Source organism: Microcoleus sp. B3-D7 (assembly GCF_036705305.1).
Taxonomy (GTDB): Bacteria; Cyanobacteriota; Cyanobacteriia; order Cyanobacteriales; family Microcoleaceae; genus Microcoleus.
The window spans coordinates 58,592-78,852 of record NZ_JAUBUE010000026.1; the positions used below are offsets into that span (position 1 = coordinate 58,592).

19 protein-coding genes and 1 pseudogene are annotated in these 20,261 nt (G+C 44.9%); 6 read left to right on the forward strand and 14 right to left on the reverse strand.

All coding sequences use genetic code 11. The features are described from left to right. Positions 1 to 140: 140 nt before the first annotated feature. The 4 genes from QUB25_RS18020 (at position 141) to QUB25_RS18035 (ending at position 5,991) form a co-directional block, all read left to right on the forward strand. Positions 141 to 350, forward strand: coding sequence for a CsbD family protein (locus QUB25_RS18020; RefSeq protein WP_190733750.1), 210 nt, complete (start codon positions 141 to 143; stop codon positions 348 to 350). A gap of 295 nt (positions 351 to 645) precedes the next feature. Continuing rightward, entirely contained in the window at positions 646 to 1,602 is a 957-nt protein-coding gene (locus QUB25_RS18025; protein WP_333039748.1) for a hypothetical protein, read from the forward strand. Further along, on the forward strand, positions 1,602 to 2,465 hold the full coding sequence (locus tag QUB25_RS18030; RefSeq protein ID WP_333062715.1) for a DUF1822 family protein: 864 nt from the start codon (positions 1,602 to 1,604) through the stop codon (positions 2,463 to 2,465). The genes QUB25_RS18025 and QUB25_RS18030 overlap by 1 nt, the downstream gene beginning before the upstream one ends. A gap of 412 nt (positions 2,466 to 2,877) precedes the next feature. Further along, positions 2,878 to 5,991, forward strand: coding sequence for a CHAT domain-containing tetratricopeptide repeat protein (locus QUB25_RS18035; protein ID WP_333184774.1), 3,114 nt, complete (start codon positions 2,878 to 2,880; stop codon positions 5,989 to 5,991). 222 nt (positions 5,992 to 6,213) lie between these two features. Here QUB25_RS18035 and xseB read toward each other — a convergent pair whose 3' ends face one another. Next, a complete protein-coding gene (gene xseB, locus QUB25_RS18040; protein WP_333046043.1) occupies positions 6,214 to 6,441 on the reverse strand; it encodes an exodeoxyribonuclease VII small subunit in 228 nt (75 codons plus the stop codon). Continuing rightward, complete coding sequence (gene xseA, locus QUB25_RS18045; protein WP_333184777.1) at positions 6,438 to 7,607, reverse strand: exodeoxyribonuclease VII large subunit; 1,170 nt, start codon at positions 7,605 to 7,607, stop codon at positions 6,438 to 6,440. Before xseA ends, xseB begins: the two co-directional genes overlap by 4 nt. A 236-nt stretch (positions 7,608 to 7,843) precedes the next feature. On the opposite strand from xseA, the gene QUB25_RS18050 reads away from it, so the two are divergent. Beyond that, on the forward strand, positions 7,844 to 8,578 hold the full coding sequence (locus tag QUB25_RS18050) for a hypothetical protein (protein ID WP_333184780.1): 735 nt from the start codon (positions 7,844 to 7,846) through the stop codon (positions 8,576 to 8,578). Here QUB25_RS18050 and gmk read toward each other — a convergent pair. From gmk to QUB25_RS18070, 4 genes are all read right to left on the reverse strand, one after another. After that, complete coding sequence (gene gmk / locus QUB25_RS18055; RefSeq protein WP_333062706.1) at positions 8,575 to 9,144, reverse strand: guanylate kinase; 570 nt, start codon at positions 9,142 to 9,144, stop codon at positions 8,575 to 8,577. The genes QUB25_RS18050 and gmk overlap by 4 nt on opposite strands. 78 nt (positions 9,145 to 9,222) lie before the next feature. Further along, on the reverse strand, positions 9,223 to 9,489 hold the full coding sequence (gene remA / locus QUB25_RS18060) for an extracellular matrix/biofilm regulator RemA (protein WP_333166994.1): 267 nt from the start codon (positions 9,487 to 9,489) through the stop codon (positions 9,223 to 9,225). Between the two features lie 888 nt (positions 9,490 to 10,377). Then, entirely contained in the window at positions 10,378 to 12,480 is a 2,103-nt protein-coding gene (locus tag QUB25_RS18065; protein WP_333184784.1) for a M3 family metallopeptidase, read from the reverse strand. Between the two features lie 164 nt (positions 12,481 to 12,644). Further along, on the reverse strand, positions 12,645 to 13,481 hold the full coding sequence (locus tag QUB25_RS18070) for a hypothetical protein (RefSeq protein ID WP_333184787.1): 837 nt from the start codon (positions 13,479 to 13,481) through the stop codon (positions 12,645 to 12,647). 449 nt (positions 13,482 to 13,930) lie between these two features. Here QUB25_RS18070 and QUB25_RS18075 point away from each other — a divergent pair, with 449 nt between their 5' ends. Further along, positions 13,931 to 14,065: a hypothetical protein gene (locus tag QUB25_RS18075; protein ID WP_333184790.1), complete on the forward strand. Its 135-nt coding sequence runs from the start codon at positions 13,931 to 13,933 to the stop codon at positions 14,063 to 14,065. Between the two features lie 220 nt (positions 14,066 to 14,285). Here the strand turns inward: QUB25_RS18075 and QUB25_RS18080 are convergent, their stop codons facing one another. The 8 genes and pseudogenes from QUB25_RS18080 to QUB25_RS18115 form a co-directional block, all read right to left on the reverse strand. Further along, positions 14,286 to 14,732 carry a hypothetical protein gene (locus tag QUB25_RS18080; RefSeq protein WP_333184793.1) on the reverse strand — a complete coding sequence of 149 codons (447 nt, stop codon included), beginning with the start codon at positions 14,730 to 14,732 and terminating at the stop codon, positions 14,286 to 14,288. Beyond that, a complete protein-coding gene (locus tag QUB25_RS18085; protein WP_333184796.1) occupies positions 14,710 to 15,189 on the reverse strand; it encodes a type II toxin-antitoxin system antitoxin SocA domain-containing protein in 480 nt (159 codons plus the stop codon). Before QUB25_RS18085 ends, QUB25_RS18080 begins: the two co-directional genes overlap by 23 nt. A 147-nt stretch (positions 15,190 to 15,336) precedes the next feature. After that, on the reverse strand, positions 15,337 to 15,519 hold the full coding sequence (locus QUB25_RS18090) for a hypothetical protein (protein ID WP_333184799.1): 183 nt from the start codon (positions 15,517 to 15,519) through the stop codon (positions 15,337 to 15,339). Between the two features lie 85 nt (positions 15,520 to 15,604). After that, positions 15,605 to 15,854, reverse strand: a pseudogene (locus tag QUB25_RS29840) (IS1 family transposase); the annotation flags it as partial. A gap of 50 nt (positions 15,855 to 15,904) precedes the next feature. Continuing rightward, positions 15,905 to 16,198 carry a TIGR03792 family protein gene (locus QUB25_RS18100; RefSeq protein WP_333038786.1) on the reverse strand — a complete coding sequence of 98 codons (294 nt, stop codon included), beginning with the start codon at positions 16,196 to 16,198 and terminating at the stop codon, positions 15,905 to 15,907. 26 nt (positions 16,199 to 16,224) lie between these two features. After that, a complete protein-coding gene (locus tag QUB25_RS18105; protein WP_333184801.1) occupies positions 16,225 to 18,435 on the reverse strand; it encodes a PAS domain S-box protein in 2,211 nt (736 codons plus the stop codon). Positions 18,436 to 18,861: 426 nt separating this feature from the next. Continuing rightward, positions 18,862 to 19,047, reverse strand: coding sequence for a hypothetical protein (locus QUB25_RS18110; RefSeq protein ID WP_333062693.1), 186 nt, complete (start codon positions 19,045 to 19,047; stop codon positions 18,862 to 18,864). Continuing rightward, positions 19,022 to 20,230, reverse strand: coding sequence for an AAA family ATPase (locus QUB25_RS18115; RefSeq protein ID WP_333062691.1), 1,209 nt, complete (start codon positions 20,228 to 20,230; stop codon positions 19,022 to 19,024). The genes QUB25_RS18110 and QUB25_RS18115 overlap by 26 nt, the downstream gene beginning before the upstream one ends. Positions 20,231 to 20,261: the final 31 nt, after the last annotated feature.

Consider the following 20,261-nt stretch of genomic DNA (forward strand, 5'->3'; position numbering starts at 1 on the left):
TGAGTGAGGAATTTGCACGAAGTAAGTCCTTAGAAGAAGACCGAGGTCAAGCAGAATATAAATTAATATGAAGTTAAAGGCAATTGCAGGCAAGTTGATTTTACAATGTTACTAAAGCAACTTGCCAAACGGAGCTTATTATGAGTGCAGAAGACAGAGCGAAGGCGATCGGCAAAAATTTAGAAGGCAAAGCTCAGGAAATTTTCGGTAATATCACGGGCAACAGAAAAGACCAGGTTGAAGGCAAAGCCAAACAAGCCGAAGCCTCCGCCCGCCACGCAGCAGAAGATGCTAAAGATGCTGTGAAAAATCTGACGAATAAAGCCAAAAGGTCGATCGACAAATTGTAGAAACCGCGCTATACCAAATCCTGGCTAATAGAATTCGCTTCATATCAAATCCTTTGCTATCAATAGGGTTTGATATGATTTATTTTTGGAATGTGCATAAAACGGGGCGACTCCTGCGATATCTCTTCAAAAGCGCAATGGAGAAGTCCCTATGATTGTTAATTTTACACCGGATTAATTTCGTAGTAAGGACTTCAGTCCTTATTGCATTACCTTTACGAAAAATTTTTGCTCAATTCTGCATAAAGCCGCCAAAACCTGCGATATCAGAGTATCAACACGCAAAAACTGGACTATGACGAGACATGATACCCCCGTCGAACCCTTAGCAGGTTTAGTTCCTGTAGGGGCAAGTTTCAACTTGTTGCTTCCACCCACGGGTTGGGAACTCAAACCGATTTCCTTGGCTTTGTTATTGCTCGCACGTTACAGCACTATTTTCCCTGGGATAATCGAATTATCTCGATGTCATCCGAACGTGCCTGTGAACACCGACGAACAGTTACGCCAACTTCTACAACTCTTGAAAGACTCGCAAGAGAGTAGTAAGGAACAAGAAAGACTCAAAAATCAATTGTGCCAACTCATTCCCCATTTGCCCGGAATTCGCAAGCATCCTTATCCTAATATTGATTTAGAGGAAATGATGCAGGAAGCTTATTGCGGTTTTCTCAAAACGCTTTCGGCATTTTTGAGGGGAATTGACCTCGACAATCTCGCTGCTGATGTGTTGCGAACCCGAGTGGTTCAGCGGTTCAATAAAACTCTCAAGAACAAAGTCTATGAGCAATATCGCCGGATGCAGCAACAGATTTTTAGTGTTAGTTTTGATGCTCCGATTACGAGCAAGCGAGGTGAAAAGTTTGAGGGTCAAGAACCGATAGACCATACCACGAAAAATGGAATTGAGCAACTCATCGAGAGAGAACAAGCTCAAAATAAGCAGCGCATCGGCCGCCAACTATGGCAGTGTATTGAAGACGATCCGATGGGAGAACTGCGAAACAGTTATCCCAATGAAAAAATAGATAAGAAGAAGCCAAATAATCCCGAAAATCGCCGCCCTCGACCGGATGCCAATTCTCACGTACTCGCACTGCGATTGCTGTTGCAAGACCCTCCAGATAAATTGTCTAAAATTGCCAGAGAGTTAAACATTGACTATCAAACTCTCAACTCTCACTGGAAAAGAACAGGTTTGGCTCTCGTCAAAGAGATTGCACTTAAGTTTGGATATCAACCCGAGGAATAATGGTGAATAGCATAGATACTTATTTGTTAGAAATTCCTCTGGAGCAAACTGCCCGCAATTTGGCTCTGCAATTTGCTTCAGAGCAAGCTAATCCGCAAAAAGGCAAGCGGGTTTATTTCAATACCCTGGCGGTTTGGGCGGTTAACTATTTCTTGGAATGGATGGAAATGGAAACCGATATTGATGGCGGTGATAGTTGGAATCCAGTAATGCGGGCGGTTGTGGATGTGGGCGATTTGGTTTTGCCGGGAATTGGCAAGATAGAATGCTGTCCGGTTCAGCTCGGAGAATGGGCTATTTCTCTGCCGGAAGTGCGGGAAAATCGCATTGCATATATCGTCGTTCAGTTTGCCGAACCTTTCGATAAGGTGAAACTTTTGGGCTTTATTCCGGCTGTGGAAATTCTGGATGAAACTGAAGAGATTTCTCTAACTAATCTCAAACCAGTTGAGGAGTTGTGGGAGTATTTGGATCGGATTGAGTTGGCAATTCCGCTAGTGCAAAATGAAATTGAAGAGTTGCTATCTGATTTGGAAGAAAATGACCCGGCACAAGCACAAGTTCGGGAAAAATTGCAAAATAAATCTATTTCTGAAATAGTGGCAATTTTGAATAAAGTTTTGCACAGTAGTGAGAAATCTGACTGGGGCTATGAAGGGGGGAAGGCTTTAGCGGGAAGTGGTTATAGTAGTCGAGGTTTGGGAAATAGAGATATATCTTTCTCTGGTGATAAATCTTCACCTGTGGAGAAAGCTTCAGATATTGAGGAGGATGTGAAAGCGGAACTGAATTTGATTGCTGAAGATTTGTTGGAGAAATTAGCTGAAATTTGGGGAGATGGTGATGATTTTGCCTTGTCATAAATCGGCAATCTCTCAGAAATCTGGATAAATTGCTATGACTTGTAGGGGCGGGTTCACTAACCATATCTGATAAAAATCTACAATCTAAAAAACCCGCCCCATCTCTCAATACGAAAAAACAATTAAAATATTGCGTTTTTGGGTTTTTTGCATGGGGTGGGGGCGGGTTTTGGAGATTGTTTGTTGTTGGCGATTATAGGTGGTGAACCCGCCTCTACAAAATGGGAAGGATGTAAATGAGATTTATCGTTGGGTGGGGGCGTGTTTTGGAGATTGTTTGTTTTTGGCGCTGATGGTTGGTACACCCGCCCCTACAACATTCCAAAGATAAATATCTAGAATTTTTCAGGAATTTGCATAATTATCCCCCAAATTCCCGATCGATATATATACAGAATAAAGCGAAACTCTAATGGACGAACAACGCATCGCCGCCTATCTCCAACTGATTCAAGCCCTGGTTGAGTGCCCTAGCGGTACAGTAAATGATATTATCAACGCCAATCGATACTTAGTGGATGCCAATTTTGTGCAAGTCATGGCGGCGGAAGCGGAGAAGATGGCAGCAGAGGGCAACTCCAAGGCAGCTTGGTTGCAGAATCTAGCGACACAATTGGCTAACTTTATTGCCCGTGCAAATTCTCATACAGATTATTTAAAATTCTTAATGGAGGTGGTGCTGGCAATGATAAAAAGTGATGGGAATCCTCAAGTGGTCTATCCTATTTTACAACAAAATTTCGATAAATTGGATTTGCAATTTGCTCAAATATTACAAGCTTGGACTACATCAAAATTCACAGAAGTTGCCTCAGAACAAGCTGCATCCATCGCAGCAGTTATTGGCAAGTTTGGCTACTTAATTAATAAGTTTCCCATGGGGCGGCGGGCCTGGAATTTAGAAATAGGTATTGCTTGTTATAGCGCAGCATCAGAAGTCTATACCCGCGAGGATTATCCAGAACGATGGGCAACGGTTCAAAATAATTTGGCCCTTACCTATAGTGAGAGAATAAAAGGAGTCAGGGCAAAGAATATAGAAGAGGCGATCGCCTGTTATCGGGAAGCATCACAAGTTTATACCCGCGAGGATTATCCCGAACAATGGGCAGGGGTTCAAAACAACTTGGGGATGGCTTATAGTGACAGAATAGAAGGAGTCAGGGCGGGGAATATAGAAGAGGCGAGCGCCTGTTATCTGCTAGCTTTAGATGTCTATACCCGCGAGGCTTATCCCGAAAAGTGGGCAATGACTCAAAACAATTTGGGGAATGCCTATAGTGACAGAATAGAAGGAGTCAGGGCGGCGAATATAGAAGAGGCGATCGCCTGTTATCGCCTAGCTTTAGATGTCTATACCCGCGAGGATTATCCCGAACAATGGGCATTGACTCAAAACAATTTGGGTACTGCCTATGGTGACAGAGAAGGAGTCAGGGCAAAGAATATAGAAGATGCGATCGCGTGTTTTCGGGAAGCATTAAAAGTCCGTACCCCCGAGAATTATCCCGAAGATTGGGCAGGGACTCAAAACAATTTAGGGAATGCCTATAGTGACAGAATAGAAGGAGTCAGGGCGGCGAATATAGAAGAGGCGATCGCCTGTTTTCGCTTAGCATTAGAAATTCGCGCTCCTACTGCTTTCCCTTTAGACTGCTTGCAATCAGCTAGAAACCTCGGCAATACCGCTTTCACTGCTGGTTTTTGGGATATCGCCCTGGAAGGATTCGAGAAAGCAATTCAAGCAGTAGAAAAAAGCAGAAGTTGGGCAACTTCCGACGATATCCGCCAGCAGATTTTAGCAGAATCGATCGATGTTTACGAAAAGGCAATTCAAGCTTGCGTCAACAACAACGAACTGGAAAAAGCCATAGTATATTGCGACCGTACCCGGGCTCAGCGGTTAGTCGATTTAATGCACAGCAATGATTTGTATGCTAGTGGCGAAATTCCGCCCGCAGTGCAAAAATATTTGCAGGAATTTGAGGCGAAGCAGCGGGAAATTGACGCAGAAGTTGAAAAACTCCGCAAACCTTCTGAAGGCAATAAAGAATTAGCCGGTGTGGGGAGTCAGTCGCGCAGTCGGGCAGAGTTATCTGCTTACACGGAGAAGATTCAAGAATTGGAAGCCCAGAAACAGCGAATCTGGGAAAATATTCGCAGTTTAGATCCAGTTTTAGCGGGACAAGTTCAAGTCGATCCGATGCAGTTTGCGAAGATGCAGAAACTCATTGACAATTCGCAGACGGCGATTCTCTGTTTTTACACGACGGATGATGACACTCATGTTTTTGTGATTTACAAGGATAAAGCGCCGCAGATTCACACTTGTCAGGGAGAGGGTTTGGGAATTTTTCAGAAGTGGATTGGCGAGAGTTGGTTGTCGCCTTATTTGCAGGATCGGAAAATTTGGCAACAGGGGATGGGTGAGTTTTTGTCTCAGTTGTCGCAGCGGTTGAAAGTTGATGAGTTGATTGGTATTTGTTTGGATGGAATTGAGGAATTGATTGTGATTCCGCATTTGTTTTTGCATCAGATTCCGCTGGCGGCATTGCCGATAGAACCCCCCCACTCCACCCTGCTTAGCAAGGGCGTGCCGGGGGGGGTTCTTAGCGATTATTTCCTGATTCGTTACGTTCCCAGTTGCAGAATTTTGGAGTATTGCAGTAAAGACGAAACCATCGAATCGCCCAAATACGGAATTGTGGAAAATGCCACTGATGATTTGTACTTCACTCCTTTTGAGTGCGAACAAATTGCCGAAATTGTGACCCAACCTGAGCGCTTAAAAGGAAGTCAAGAAGCAACAGTCGCAGCCTATCGAAACCTCGCCCAAAATGTGAATGTAATCCACTCCAGCCACCACGCCGTTTCGCGTTTGGACAATCCTTTAGAATCGCGATTGTTTTTAGGAGACGGGAGTATCACGTTAGGGGAATTGATGACACCTGGTTGGCGCTTGCCGCAGTTATCCGATGTGTTTATGTCCTGCTGCGAAACTAATTTAGGAGGGACGGAAATTACCGATAATCTTCTTAGTTTGGGAACGGGTTTTTTGTGTGCGGGGGCGCGGAGTGTGGTCAGCACTTTGTGGGCGGTAGATGATTTCGCTACTTCGCTATTTTCGATTTTTTACTATCAGTATCGTCGGGAAGGTTTGAGTCGTCCAGAGGCTTTGCGACGGGCACAGGTGAGGTTGCGGACAATTTCGGGTGCGGAGTTGAAAGAGCTTTATCAACCGCAAATCGATCCGTTGCTTCAGAGAATTATTGGGGATTTAAAGTCAAAATTGGCTGTGGTTCAAAAGGAAAAACAAAAATTAAAATTGCTGCAGAAATCCTACCACAAGGAGACAGATGAGTTTAAGGAGTTGGGGGCGGAGTTGAAGAAAATAACGAAGCGGGAGAATCAGATTCAGAAACAGAAGAAAGGATATGAAAGTTTGAAAGAAAATATTTACACTCTGTCAAATCCTTTTGATGATTTGAGTTATTGGTCGGGATTTATTTGTCAGGGTTTGCATTGATTTGTGGTGTTTGATGGTGTTAACAAACACGTCTGACACACATTCCGGCGGGGATTGAAATCCCCGCCTCATAGCGCAAGTCCTCTAAAGAGGACTAATGAATTTAACAGTCCTCTTCAGAGGACTTTCGCTATGAGACAGGGAATTAATTCCCTGTCGGACTTTCGGTTTCACCTGCTATTTCACCTACATTTATCGGCCTTAATCCCCGTTCACCTGCGCTTAAAAATCGGGTTCTGCAGCTAAAAGCTCGATCGACAAATCCATCTGTTCCTTCCCACGCGCCAAAAACCTTTCGCACTCCTGCCAACACTCCACAGCCACCCCAAACTGCTCGAAAACCTCCTCTAGAGGCAACTCTCCCGATTCCACCCGATCGATAATCGCTTCAATTCGATCGACCGTTTCCTCATAATTCCAGTCAGACTGGCGCAACTGCGAATCAATCATAACTTTTCTTCTGCATCCAATACTTCTAGAATCTTAACTTTCAGCACGCCCCGACTCAACCTCACAGTCAATTCCTCTCCCAATTCCAAACCGTCAGTTGTGCGGACGATCGTACCGTCACTTTGGATTACCGCCGCATAACCCCTTTGCAATACCGCTGTCGGATTCAGTGCAGATAGCTTTTCTTGCAATACTTCCAGTTTACCAGTTGCTTGCCGCAAAGTTCGGGATGTCGCAGGCAAACGTTTTAATCGATTTTGTAACAGTTGCAAATGCTCTTCTTCTGTCTGAAATCTTGCCCGCACAGCGTTTGCTAAATTGACCATTCGCTGCTTGTGTTCAAAGTAAAGATCTGCTAAAATTGGTACCGCTTGAGCGGCCGCCGCAGTGGGAGTGTGGGCTCGTTTATCTGCTACTAAATCGGCGAGAGATTCGTCTCTTTCGTGCCCGATACCAGTGATAATTGGAATCGCACAATTCGCGATCGCCCTGACAACTCTCTCATCATTAAAAGAAGCCAAATCTTCCGCAGAACCGCCGCCCCGCCCTAAAATGATCACATCAGCCCTACCGTCCAATTCTACACGGGCGATCGCCCTAGCAATGGCAGCAGCAGCCAATTCTCCCTGCACTCCTGTCGGCGACAGCAACACCCGCAAACCGGGATATCTTTGGGCTAGAGTCCGCTGAATGTCTCCCCAAGCAGCGCCAGTATCGGATGTCACCACGGCCACAATTTGCGGGTGTGCGGGAATCGGGCGCTTTCGGGCGGGATCGAAGAAACCCTCAGCATCCAAGCGCGATCGCAATTGCTGCAACCGCAAAGCCTGCAATCCTTCCCCAGCCGGTAGCGATTGCACAACAGTCAACTGGTACTCGCCCCGATTTTTGTAAACCCGGATGCTTCCCAAAACCAGCAACTGTTCGCCTTTTTCCGGGATTTGCACCAATTTTTGCCGCTGAGAATTCCACACCACGCAGCGAATAGCAGCGCTTTTGTCGGTGTCGCACAGAGTGAAAAAGCAGCCGCTGGGGTGGTGCGAAACGTTCGACACCTCGCCTGTCAGCCAAACTGATTGCAGGTTGCGATCGCCCTCCAACAACTCTTGCAGGTATGATGTTAGTCCGGCAACAGATAAAGCTGTATCGGGAAGAATTGAAGTCATCCAATTTTAGATTTTAGATTTGAGATTTTAGATTTACGCTACTATCAATACTTCGGACAGTGTGTGATTGCCAAGGGTAAAATAAGCGTTTCAGGGCGAGTGCAGAATCCACTTGCTAACGGAAAATCAAGGGTTTCCGAGTAGGATCTCAAAATAGTCCGGACTATTGTAGTATATCTAAGGTAATTTATTTGTAGGCTGAGCGGGCAATCGTAAATTTAACTGCAAACAAACTAATGATATCAGATACAATGACTTCGATGAATGTGCTGCGCCAAGAGGCTGCGGCGCTCGGCATTACTGAGGAAGAAGCCAGAAAATATGGCGACCTCCGACATAAAAGAACTTGGTCTTTGGCGATCGAACATCACCTCTCAATGCAAGATTTTGCCGATCGCATAGAACAATCCTTCACAACTTCCGAACCCGATTCCTCCAGCGCACTCAACCACTCTCAGACTGCGGAGTCGAAAGACTATGGTATTCAGCTAACAGCGAACCTAGGCGAATCTAGAGTAACCAGGGAGAACCAAACAGCATCTGTTGCTGCGCCACAACAGCCAGCAGAAGAAATCGGGCGATCGCACACACATTCCGACCACCGCAGCAACCAAAACCGAGGTTTTAAACAAGTAGTTCAAAATCATATTAAAGCATTAACAATTGCATCCGCCTCCCGCACAAATCTGCCCCATTCACAACTGGGCAATTGGGTTTGTCCTGAGTGTGGGCCGGAGGGCGAATTGGGATGTTTCCTCTGCGCCGGAGAAGGCAATGTAGGGGACATTGCAGCTATTGGCTGGACGCTAGCTTATATGGAAATGTTGGGCTGTTCTGCTCGCGAAATTGAACCCTTGAGAAAAAATTCGCCTTCATTGAATATTCTGGAATTGAATTTAAAAGTTTGTGTTGCTATCAAACAAAGTAGCGAAGTTTTAGCCAGGACAGAGAAATGGGTAATTAGTCATTAGTTACCTGAAAGCTCAACCAAATTAAGTATTGATTCTAGCTTTTTCAAAGCAACTTCCAAATCATCATTAACAACTTGGAAATCGAATTCCCCTGCTGCTTCAATTTCCTCTTTAGCCCGCACCAACCGACGGGCGATCGCAGTTTCGGAATCTTGACCCCGGCTCCGCAGCCGCCGCTCCAATTCTTCCCAAGAAGGAGGTAAAATAAAAATTCGCAGCGCCTCTGCAAACTTATTCCTAATTTGCCTAGCCCCTTCCAACTCTATTTCTAGGATTACCCATTTTCCCTCACCAATTCCTTGCTTGAGACCAAAATAAGGAGTACCGTAAAAATTACCGGCAAACTCAGCCCATTCCGCCAGCTCTCCAGCCTCAACCATTTGTTCAAAGCGGCTGCGGCTGACAAAATAGTAGTGCTGTCCCTCAATTTCTCCCTCACGGGGCGATCGAGTTGTCACGGATACCGAAAGATATAATTCGGGATGGCGATTGAGGAGCGATCGTACTAGGGTGCCTTTCCCCACACCGCTAGGCCCCGTCAGAACAATTAATTTACCGGATTTCATTTTTAGAATAGAAACGTGTAACAATTCAAGTTTTCGCTTACTCTAAACTGTAAGCGCTCAAATTGCAACTGACAAACCTCAATCATCCCGACCTTGAGCGTCTTTGCTGATCACAAAACGATTAGCAACCGTTTCCGGCTGAATCGCCGAGAGGATTACGTGACTCGAATCTGTAATAATTACCGCTCTCGTGCGGCGGCCGTAAGTCGCGTCAACCAGTTGTCCCCGCTCCCGCGCATCAGTAATAATCCGCTTAATTGGCGCTGACTCGGGACTGACAATGGCAATCACTCGATTAGCAGACACAATGTTACCAAAACCGATATTAATTAATTGAATATCCATGAAATTCTTAATCTGTAGGTGAACGATTGACTATCAATCCTTACTTTTGATCATATAATATACAAAGATTTTTTCTGATAATCCTCAAATTAATCCCAACTAAGTTTTTTAGTTTCTACCTAAAATTTTCACCCTTTTGACGCCTAGTACCCCGTGCTTTATCAAAAATTTAAAAAAGACTCGCTGTTGCCACTCTATCTTAAAGATTCGGTAAAAGCGTCGATTTTTATTTGCAAATAAAAGCATTAGCTGTATAAAGAAAACAACCCGTAAATGTTGCGATATATAAATTTAATTTCCGCGAGATGTAATTTAAGTATAATCAGTGATCAATAACAGTAAATATTCCCAAATCGAAGTCTATACTAACAGTATTGAGACTGATGCTGCTTTGAGGAGCTTTCCAACCTCAACTAAAAGCTGCTGGCGATCCTCTTCGAGGGCTTCGCTAACGCACTTTCTGCCCAATTTTTACCCAAAGATTGGCGATGATGTGCCAAACTACAGATGTTTATTGCATGATGTTCTACAATAAAATGGGCGGGTAGTGAAAATTTTAGTCCTATTAATACCAATAAAAAAAGTGTGTCTCCACTTATCAATCTTCTAACAATAAAACTTACGCAAAAAGTTATTTTATGCATGAATTATAGCGTGTTCCAGGTTTATGAATTGTAGGGACACCGCAATGCCGTGTCCCTACGGGGAACGAACGATATTTTGTGTGCTTCATAAACCTGGAATCTGCTGGATAGCGGTAAGACTTCATCCACACCGCACCCTAGACATACAGGATCTGCCTAAATCTGGTTTAACAAAAAACAGGGATTAATGCAGATAAATTCACCCGCATTAATCCCCAGTTATTCCACAGTAGATTATGCCAGATTAAGCCGCAACTAAACCGCTGTGTCTCAACAAAGCTTTAGTGCTCGGTTCGCGTCCCCGGAAAGTTTTAAACACTTCCATCGGGTGCAAACTGCCGCCCAATCCTAACACTGTATCTCGGAAGCGCTTACCTGTAGAGGCGATCGCACTTTCATCTTCCAAACCCGCTTCCTCAAACGCCGCAAAAGCATCAGCGCTGAGCACTTCCGCCCATTTGTAACTGTAATAGCCCGCCGCATAGCCGCCCGCAAAAATGTGTCCGAAAGCGCACAAAAATGCGTCTTCTTCCAGAGGAGGCAAAACTGTGGTAGTTTTAGCGATACGGTTGCGGACATCGGCCACAGTTTCGCTGCCGCCCGATCGATAGCGGTGGTGCAATTCGATGTCAACGCTGCTAAAATGTACTTGCCTGAGCATGACGGTGCCGCTCATGTAGTGGCGCGCTGCTAGCAGTTTTTGGTAGTAGTGTTCCGGCAAAGTTTCCCCGGTTTCGTAATGCTTTGCCATCCCGAACAAAGTCGCGCGATCGTAACACCAATTTTCCATAAATTGACTGGGCAATTCCACCGCATCCCACTCAACATTATTGATGCCCGAAGCCCCCGGATAGTCTACCGTTGTCAGCATATGCTGCAAACCGTGACCGAATTCGTGAAACAAAGTTTCGACTTCCAAGAAAGTCATTAAACTCGGTTTGCCGTCAACAGGAGGACTTTGGTTGCACACCAAATAAGCCACCGGCAACCGCGTTGTTGTTTTTCCGGCTTCCACAAATTTAGCGCGCACTACGCACTCGTCCATCCAAGCACCGCCGCGCTTTTCCTCGGGGCGGCTGTAGGGGTCTAAATAGAAATTGGCGATCGTATTTCCTGCTTCGTCATCTATTTGGAAATAGCGCACATCTTTGTGCCACACAGGAGTTTGACCGTCCGCCGCAGTTACTGTCACGCCGAACAGCCGGTTTACTAATCCAAATAACCCCTCTAATACCTGTGGCAAAGCAAAATAAGGGCGCAATTCTTCGGCACTAAAAGCAAACTTTTCTTCCCGGCGCCGTTCCGACCAAAAACCAATATCCCAGTGCTTCAAATCTCCAGCTTCCGCCGCGCCTTTTTCGGCAGCAAAAGCTTTCAATTCTTCTAAATCTTTGACAGCAGCATCATAACTAGCTAAGCGCAATTCTTCTAACAAAGCTTCCACTGCTGTAACGTCGGGAGCCATTTTGCTCGCCAAGCTCAATTCGGCATAACTGCTAAACCCGAGCAAAGCAGCTTTTTCCTGGCGCAAAGCTAAAATGCGATCGGTCAACGGCCAGTTATTCAATTCTCCGCTACTTGCTCTGCCGATAAAAGCTTTGTACAACTTTTCGCGCAAGTCGCGGCGGGTGCTGTGCTGCATGAAAGGGCCGTAACTCGGAAAGTCTAAAGTAATCCGCCAAGGGCCGTTTTCGGCATCCGCATTTTCTTCGCCGGCACTGCGAGCGGCTTGAGCTGCTAAACTCAACAAACTCGGCGGCAAACCGTCAATTTCGTCTTTGTTTGTGAGGGTGATGCTGAATGCTTTGGTAGCGTCGAGGACGTGATTGGAAAATTGGGTAGTAATTTCGGCCAATTCTAATTGAATGGCATTAAAACGCTCTTTTTGCTCGCCTTCTAAACCGACGCCGGAGAGTTGGGCGTCTCGGAGAGCGGCTTCGACAATTCGCTTTTGAGCTGACTCTAAGCTGTCCCAATTTTCGCTAGCCCGCAGCGCTTTAAAAGCTTCATAAAGCGGTTTGCTTTGACTGAGCTTGCTCCAAAATTTTACTACTTCCGGCTGTACTGTTTCGTGAGCCGATCGCAGTTCCGGGCTATTTTTCACGCCCATCAAATGTCCGACAATGCTCCAGCTCCAATTTAAACGCTCTCCGAGTCGCTGCAATGGTTCTACTAAGCCGCTCCAAGTCGGCTCTACAGACGATTCTAAGTCAGCTAGCGAGGCTTCTAGTTCGGTCAGCAGTTGAGTAACGGCGGGGACTACGTGTTCTGGTTCGATCGCGTCAAATGGAGGCAATCCTTGACCGATTAGTAACGGGTTATCAGCAATAGTTACGGTTGCAGTCATTTAATTTTCTTGTAACAGGTTGAAAACAGGTGAACTAGACAGATTAGCTTTTCATCTTGTAACACAGTTGTCGAAAAATTTGGACTCGATCGGGCGTGAGTCGCAGAATCTCTGAGTCGAAAAATCTTCCTTCTGACTGATGACTAATGACTGCTGACTAATGACTACTGACGATTCTCTGGTGTGTGCTGCAACTCCTTGACAACCGAGATTAAGCGCTTGAGGTGAGGTTTGACAACTTCTTGCTGCTCGTGTTCCAAACGGTGGATTTGAGCTTGGACGATCGACAAATCAGCAGTTGATTGGTGCGCGGGAGCTTGCAGTTGGCTTTGCAAATTGGCCATGACTTTCTGGATTTCCAAAAATCTAGTATTTACTACTTCCCAGTCGTCTCGGGTGATAGAAGTTTCTGTCAAGCCTTGCGTCGCACTTTGCAGTTGCTCTATAGCCTGTTCCACAGCTTGGAGATTCGCCCGTTGACCAACAGATAAATCTTGCAGTTGTTCGCTCACTTGCTGGCGGACATCGAGCACAGCAGACGCCACAATTTCTTGCAAAGAAGCTACCGACTCTCCTAAACTCAGCAACTGCCGCTGAATGTCGAGAGAATCCTCAAAGCCTTCTGCCCTAGGCATTGCCGCCATTTGCTGGCGCAGCGATGCAATATCTGCAGACAACTGCCTGCGTAATTTAACAATTACCGTCACCGCCGTTTTTTCGACTTTATTGACAGACTTTTGGACTTGGGCCATTTCCGAATGTTGATGCACCCGCACTTGCTGCTCGAAGCGATACCGGTTAGCAACATTCAGCGACAAAGCCAAAGTTAGGGGAGCCACCCCGTAAAAAGCTTGGCCCGACACTGCCACCGCCAGGGAACCCACACCAGAGGCCGCCAGAGAGGCGTACTCTGCCAGCTCCAGCCAGTGCCTTTGAGGAAAACTTGGTCTCAAGCGGTTTGCAACAGAGGGTTTTGGCTTCCGCACGGCTCTTTGGGTCATAGTATTTGCTCGTTGTGGGTAAGGTTGCGAGATTGGGTGGAGCATCGATTTCTATCCTTATTTTCAGTTATATGTTTTAGATTATTTCTTGGCACTCTTCTATTTTTACCTTTGTGAGTAAGTTAAGGATGACTGCCATATTATTATGTATTTGGGAGCCTGTGACGATCGCGCCCAATTCCGGCTGTTAAAAGGTTCGCCCCAAGGCGCCCTCTATTTTACAGGAGTTAGGTCATTCGGTGAGGGCGATCGACAATAGCTGTCCAGGCTAACTGAAAAATGCCTAAGACTATTTTAGATTTTAGATTTTAGATTAAAAGTTAACAAAAGGCGACCTACTGAGGACGATCGTCGTTTGGAGATTGTCGGGAGTTGCCTTTTTGTTCGCGCATTGGTATAATTTACTGTTTCTCAATGACCCAGAGTAAATTTACTGTAAAAATTGACCAATGAACTCAGAAAAACCCGCAATTGGCGATCGGCTAAAATCTATTTTCAGTATCGCCCTCTTTATCATTCTCGTACTAGCAGTAGGCTTTTTAAGCGTTAATTTTATTTCAGCTCTCTATGCAAAACTTTCTTAAAATTAGGACTGACGCATGGGGTTCACAAACCTTTTTTTTTAAGATAATAGTTCGTCGCAGTCGGCAGATTAGGTGAAAAACCCGGTTTCTTTAGTCGGAGTAAGTCCCAGACTTTTTGAGATTCCCCACTTCTTCAATTATTCTCCAATTTTAAGCACGAGATAATTTGTTGGGATTGCATTCTCCTTCTTCCTTCTTCCTTCTTCCTTCGGCTATAATTTCAACTATAAAGATTGTGGTCTGGGTCTAACCAGACAATATAAAAAACATTTTCACTAAAAAATCCATGCACCCTGCCGTATTCATTAGCAGATATTTGAAACTGGTACGGAACATTTACTAGCGCAGCTTCATTGGGAATCCCGAAGCCATTAGGCTCAGTTGTATCTAGCCAGACAATTCCATGACAGCGCAGACTTTTACTCTGATTATTAATAATTTCTTGAGCTTTCAATTGTGACAAATCGCGCAGCCTTCTGAATACAGATGCTAGATATCTAGCATCTCGACCCGCAATTGAAAATTTCTCTTTGTCATCCTGATAATACCTGAAAGAAAAACTAATTCCTTCTGGGATTTGGATATTGACAACCTCTCTCCTTGCTGAAGATGGTTGACTGCGAATGTCTGTATCTTGTCTTTTTTTATGCTTCTTCTTCGATGACACGGCTTTTGTAAAATTTCATCATTGATTCCTTCGTAATAATAGCATGAGAAGGTTCATCTCTTGGCAACTCACCTCTAGCATTAATCCAAGGGTCTTCGCGTCGCACCATCAATTCTAACTCATAAGCATCCCGAAAGAAATAATCATCGGATAACTCGTCTAAAAACTCTTGTACTTCTTTTGGAAAGTCCGGTTTTTCGACTTCTTTGAGAATTGGCTTCCAGTCAAATTGTTCTTTGTATTCGTAAAATAAAGCCGGGATAGTCGGCCCGTGCACCCAAGCTTCAAAATCTTCATCAAAAAGCGGTTTATCTTCAAAAGCTAAATACCATGCTTGGGCGTAGTACAATAGTTTTTGTAGCTTGTGGTTGCTGAGATAGGAACCTACATCATTCGCGAACCAGATGTAGTAATCAGCGAGTTGGGAGGCTGTTGTTACTGTAGTTATTGTGGTCATAGAACTCGACTCAATAAGTTTTGTATTTTATGATAGCACAGTCACCACTCTTTATGATAGGGCGGTTAAAACCGCTTCTTGTCAAACAAAGTCTGCCTCCGCAGAGTAAGAAATAAAAGGTTTATTAACAATGGTGCAATATCTCCGTTACAATCCTTTGATATATTGCTTCAGTACAGGTGGCAAAGTGTAAAAACTTGCTTCTTTTTCTATCAAGCAGCGCCGTGATAGAAATTGCAATGCGTTTAGCAAATCTGATGATGATATTTGTCCGTTTTGTAGCAATTTGGCGAAGTTGACTGGCTGGTTTTCTGTCGCTAACAATGACATAACTTTTTTTATAGTTCGGAAGTGGGTAATCCTGCATAGTCATGAAAAAATAAGCCTTTCACTCTATAGATAAACAGGCGTTAGACTAATGAATAAAATACCAGATTGCTCCAATATGATTGGAGAATTTTTTAGAAAAGGAAAGAGTTTTTCTGATTAAACGAGATATTCTTTGTCTCATCGTATTGTTAAATCTTTCTATATAGGAAGTTTAGCCACTTTCCTTGACTACTGATTGGTGTCTCTTTTTTGGAAAAACTCTCTGATAAGCACTCCAAAAGTCGGTGAATAAACAAGCACCTTGACTCTGGAACTGTCGGTAGAGAATCCCACAATCCTTGAGTTCCTAAATGGTGACTAATGGCTAATGACTGATGACTGAGGACTAATGCAAAAACTTGCGGACTTGATATTCGCGACTTTCGGCGATCGCAATTTGCAAATCGCCCATTTTGGCATCCAACTCCTCGATTGTGCTTTGTGGCACAGACTTCCACTTCTCCCTAGTTTCCCAGCGAATCACCATCACCACCTCATTTTCCACCGGATCTACCCAAATTTCTTTGCCTAAAAAACCGTCCCAACTTTTTAGTCCCGCCGTCCAAACTTCCTGATCTCGCTGAATAAACTGCTCCCACTTTTCTTGAGGTACTTTAAATTTTAGCCACTCAATTACCATCTTATTTCCTATTTGTAAATAGCTAATTAATCGTTGCCGATCGCAATTTTAATTATCAACTCAGTTCCCTCTCCCGGACGCGAAACACAGTGCAACTTACCGCCGTGCTTTTCTACTACTAAATGCTGGGATATTGCTAGACCGAAACCAGTGCTCGTGTCTGGACATTTAGTGGTAAACAAAGGGTCAAAGATGCAGTCGAGGACTTCTTCAGTCATGCCAGGACCATTGTCACTAATGGCGATCGCCACTTCGTTTTCCCCTACCACGGAAGTCCGAATCCGAATTTCGGGATTGAATACTTCAGCTCTCGACCTGCCTGAAGACAAGTAAGACTGATTTTGAATTTTACCATACTTTTCGGGATTTCTCCCCCCTTCTTCCAAAGCGTCGATCGCATTTGTCAACAAGTGCATGAACACTTGGTTTAAGTGTCCCGCATAGCAGTGAACTCGCGGCAAATTTCCGTACTCTTTAACTAGAGAAATCCCCGGTCGTCCCCCTTTAGCTTGCAGGCGATTTTGCAAGATCAGCAAAGTGCTGTCCAAACCTTCGTGGATATCAGCAGGCTTCATTTGGGCTTCGTCGGTACGCGAGAACAAGCGGAGCGATCGCACGACATCGCGAATCCTTTCGGAACCCACTTTCATTGAATTTAGCAGTTTTGGCAAGTCTCTTTTGATGAAGTCTAAGTCTAATTCCTCCATCAAATCTTGAATTTCCGGCACGGGATGGGGATAATTCTTTTGGTAAAGGTCGATCGCTCGCAGCAGTTCTTGAATGTAGCCAGTAGCATGGCTGACATTGCCGGAAATAAAACTAACTGGATTATTAATTTCGTGCGCTATTCCTGCTACCAACTGCCCCAGAGATGACATCTTTTCTGTTTGAATCAGTTGAGTTTGAGTTTGCTGCAAAATTAACAGCGTCTGCTCTAATTTAGCCGCTTGTTGTCGCAGGCGTTCTTCGGATTCTTGCAAAGCTAAAAGTGACTGTTTGCTTTCTGTAATATCCAATCCCACAAATACCGCCGCCGTATTGTTATGGTATTTTTGAGCCACTATTAGATAAGTTTTATTTTCTCCTCTAATGCTCGCTGTTACTTCTTGAGATGTTTTCTTTTTATGGTTGGCAAAGAACTCGTATACTAAATCGTTAAATTTGGGACTTGTCTCTAAAAAACCTACTTTTTGACCGAAAAATAGTTCTGCCGGCATTTTGTAAGCGCTAGCTAAATGTCGATTTACTCCCAAATAGCGCAAATCGGAACTTACCCAAGAAACTAATCCCGGCACCGCGTCCAAAACGGCTTGAAGTTGCTCTTTGGCCTCTACGAGCGCTGATTCTGCTGCGAGGCGAGCAGAAATGTCGCGGGCGATCGCGCAGCGGTATTCGCAGCCGCCGTATTCTAAATAATTGACTTTAACTTCGACGGAAAAACTGGCGCCGTCTTTGGTTTTGTAACTGGTTTCAAAAGTGAGGTTGGTTTGCTGCTTGAGTTGATCCCAGTGTTCTCGCCAATCCGATGCTGGCAAATGCGAATCGATGTCGCTAACCCTCATGTTTAGCAGTTCCGATTCCGAGTAGCCGAAAAGATGGCAAGCGGCTTTGTTCGCGTAGCAAATTTGACCGTCGGAGGTACTAAAAAAGATTGTATCAGCAGCATTTTCGAGGGCAATTTGAGTTAGTTGTGGTATTGTTCCTAACTGCTTGCTTTTGACCTCGGACTGAAATTTATTAGAGCAATTGGTTTGAGCGGGAGCCTCACCTATCTTAGATGCCAACAAAATTAAACCGCCGATGGCACCTTCGCTATTTTTCCAAGGCTGAAATACCCATCTTACCGACTCGCTGACAGAGCCACTTGCGGTTTTTCCTGATACAGATGCGATCGATCGCCCTGCCACAAACTCGCTGTATTCCAAAACTCCCGTCAAACAAGCCTGGGCATTTTGCTCCCAATATTCCGGGAGATTCGGGAACAGTTCCCAATGAGATCGGCCGATCGCCTCGCCGTCGCCCAACCCGCAATCTGTTTCCCAGCGATGAGAAACCGACAGATAGCGCATTTCACAATCTACCATTGCCACGGCTTCGGCGGAGCGCTCCACAAACCGCCGAAATCTGTCTTTACTCTCGGACACGGTTGCCTCTGCGGGTTGTTGGGCGATCGGGAAAGTCCCGTCAACGTACCTTCCCAGTCCCTGACTTTTTTGCTGAACTGGCTTAGTTTGCACGGTTTGGGATTTCCTCCATAGCTGTCAAGTTTGAAAAATTCTGTTTGAGACCAAAAATGCTGTTTTTCCCTGATTTGCTCTCTCGGACGATACCCTTAGAGGGTATCACCCATCATTGATATCATTTTTGATGGGGATATGTCTATAGGCATTAGTGTCAATTTAAGACCAAAGCTAGTGCCCGGTTGCTGTTTGACGATTAGGCATAGATCGCGCTGGCGCCCCCCGAATAATAGTCGGAGGGGACTGGAGTGATCTCTTGTCTCCCCCGACTATTCCGGGGCGCAAGAGGGCAGCGAGACTAGGCAAAAAACGAGAGAGAAAAAGGGTTTTAGGCGATAATTGACCGCAATGGTCTAGAGGTACCCAAGAAAGTTTCCCCCACACTTTGATATTCAGAATATTTCCTGGTGATTGTTCGGTATTTTATACAAGTCCCCAAAAGAATGCAACTGTATGCCCGCGATCCAAATCATGAGCTTCTTCAGTCATTCCCAATTCTTTCATTGAAAATCCCACATCGAACATGGTATGAGATCGTGTAGCCAGTGCGATCGCCAGATAGCTTGAGAATGCAAGAGAGCGCTCAAACAAATTTGTGCGTAAATTCACTGGTAAAATCCACTCTCCCTTTCCGCAACATTGCAGGATCTAATCTTTCAGTAGTGTTGCAAGTCATCAAAACTACGAGTTTTTGCTGAAATTGAATGCCGTGTTCGTCGATGACGCTTTGATACAAAGTTCCATCCAGCAAACTCAAAATGTGTTCAGTTTTGTTAGTGCGTTGGGCTTCTGCAGTCGATCGATCTTGAGCCAAATTATCAGCCTCATTGATAATAATACAAATCCGCTCTAAATAACTCGGTGGCACAAAATTTTCCACAGCATCGTGATCTAAGATAAAAATTACATAACCCAGCGGCACTAAAATTTCCTTTGCTACCGCTTGCGTCCAAGCAGTTTTGCCCGTACCCGGTTCGCCACTAACCAAAACAGCCAACTGATTTTGATCCAAAATTGCCTGCTGAACAGTATCCGTAAAACTTTGAACCTCCGCAGAAAACGTGCGAATTGGGAACTGGCTGTGAACCTGTCCGACGCGGCTTTTGTACCCGCCCAGAATCACCGCTAAATTATAAGTTGCCTTGCTAACGAGTGGCGCAATATCTTGGCAAATTAGAGTGTAGCAGCGTCTTCCCCTGTCGTAGCTGTCAATTTGTAGCCAGCAGCCGAATCGAGCCCAAGAAGCATAAACAGTACCCAAAACTTCCAAGCGTTCCCAGCTAACAAATCGCTCCGGGGGATAAGAAAAATGCCGCTCCATAAAAGACTGGGTAATTGTATCGGGTTTCCCTAGCAAAGCCAGAACTTTGAAAACAGTAATTTCTTGGAGTTTGTTGAGAACGTAGTCGATGGGAATGCTAGCGCGGCTGACCAATTGCACCACAGGCGTTTCGGTAACTAAAACGTCTTTGTAGCGGTAATCCGGGTAAACAGGCTGCGGAGTAATGTAATCCCAAAATTCATCAATTTCGTAGCGAGTATTTTCCGAAAATACATTTAAAATATTGGCCCACCAAGTATATTGGTGTCGTCCCATTGCGTCGGCAATATCGCTAGCTGCACCTAAAGTTTTTTGAGCTAGTTCTTGGGGGTCGCTAGAGGCTAAATGTACCAGGTGTTCCCAATCAAATTGACGATAAAAAGGTCGCCAACCCGAGCCTAGCAGACCTCTATTTTGAGAATTGTTTTGATGAAAATTGTTTTCGCGATCGCCCATATCTTCCGCACTCATTTTGCAAAACTCCTACTTACTCTTATTTTAC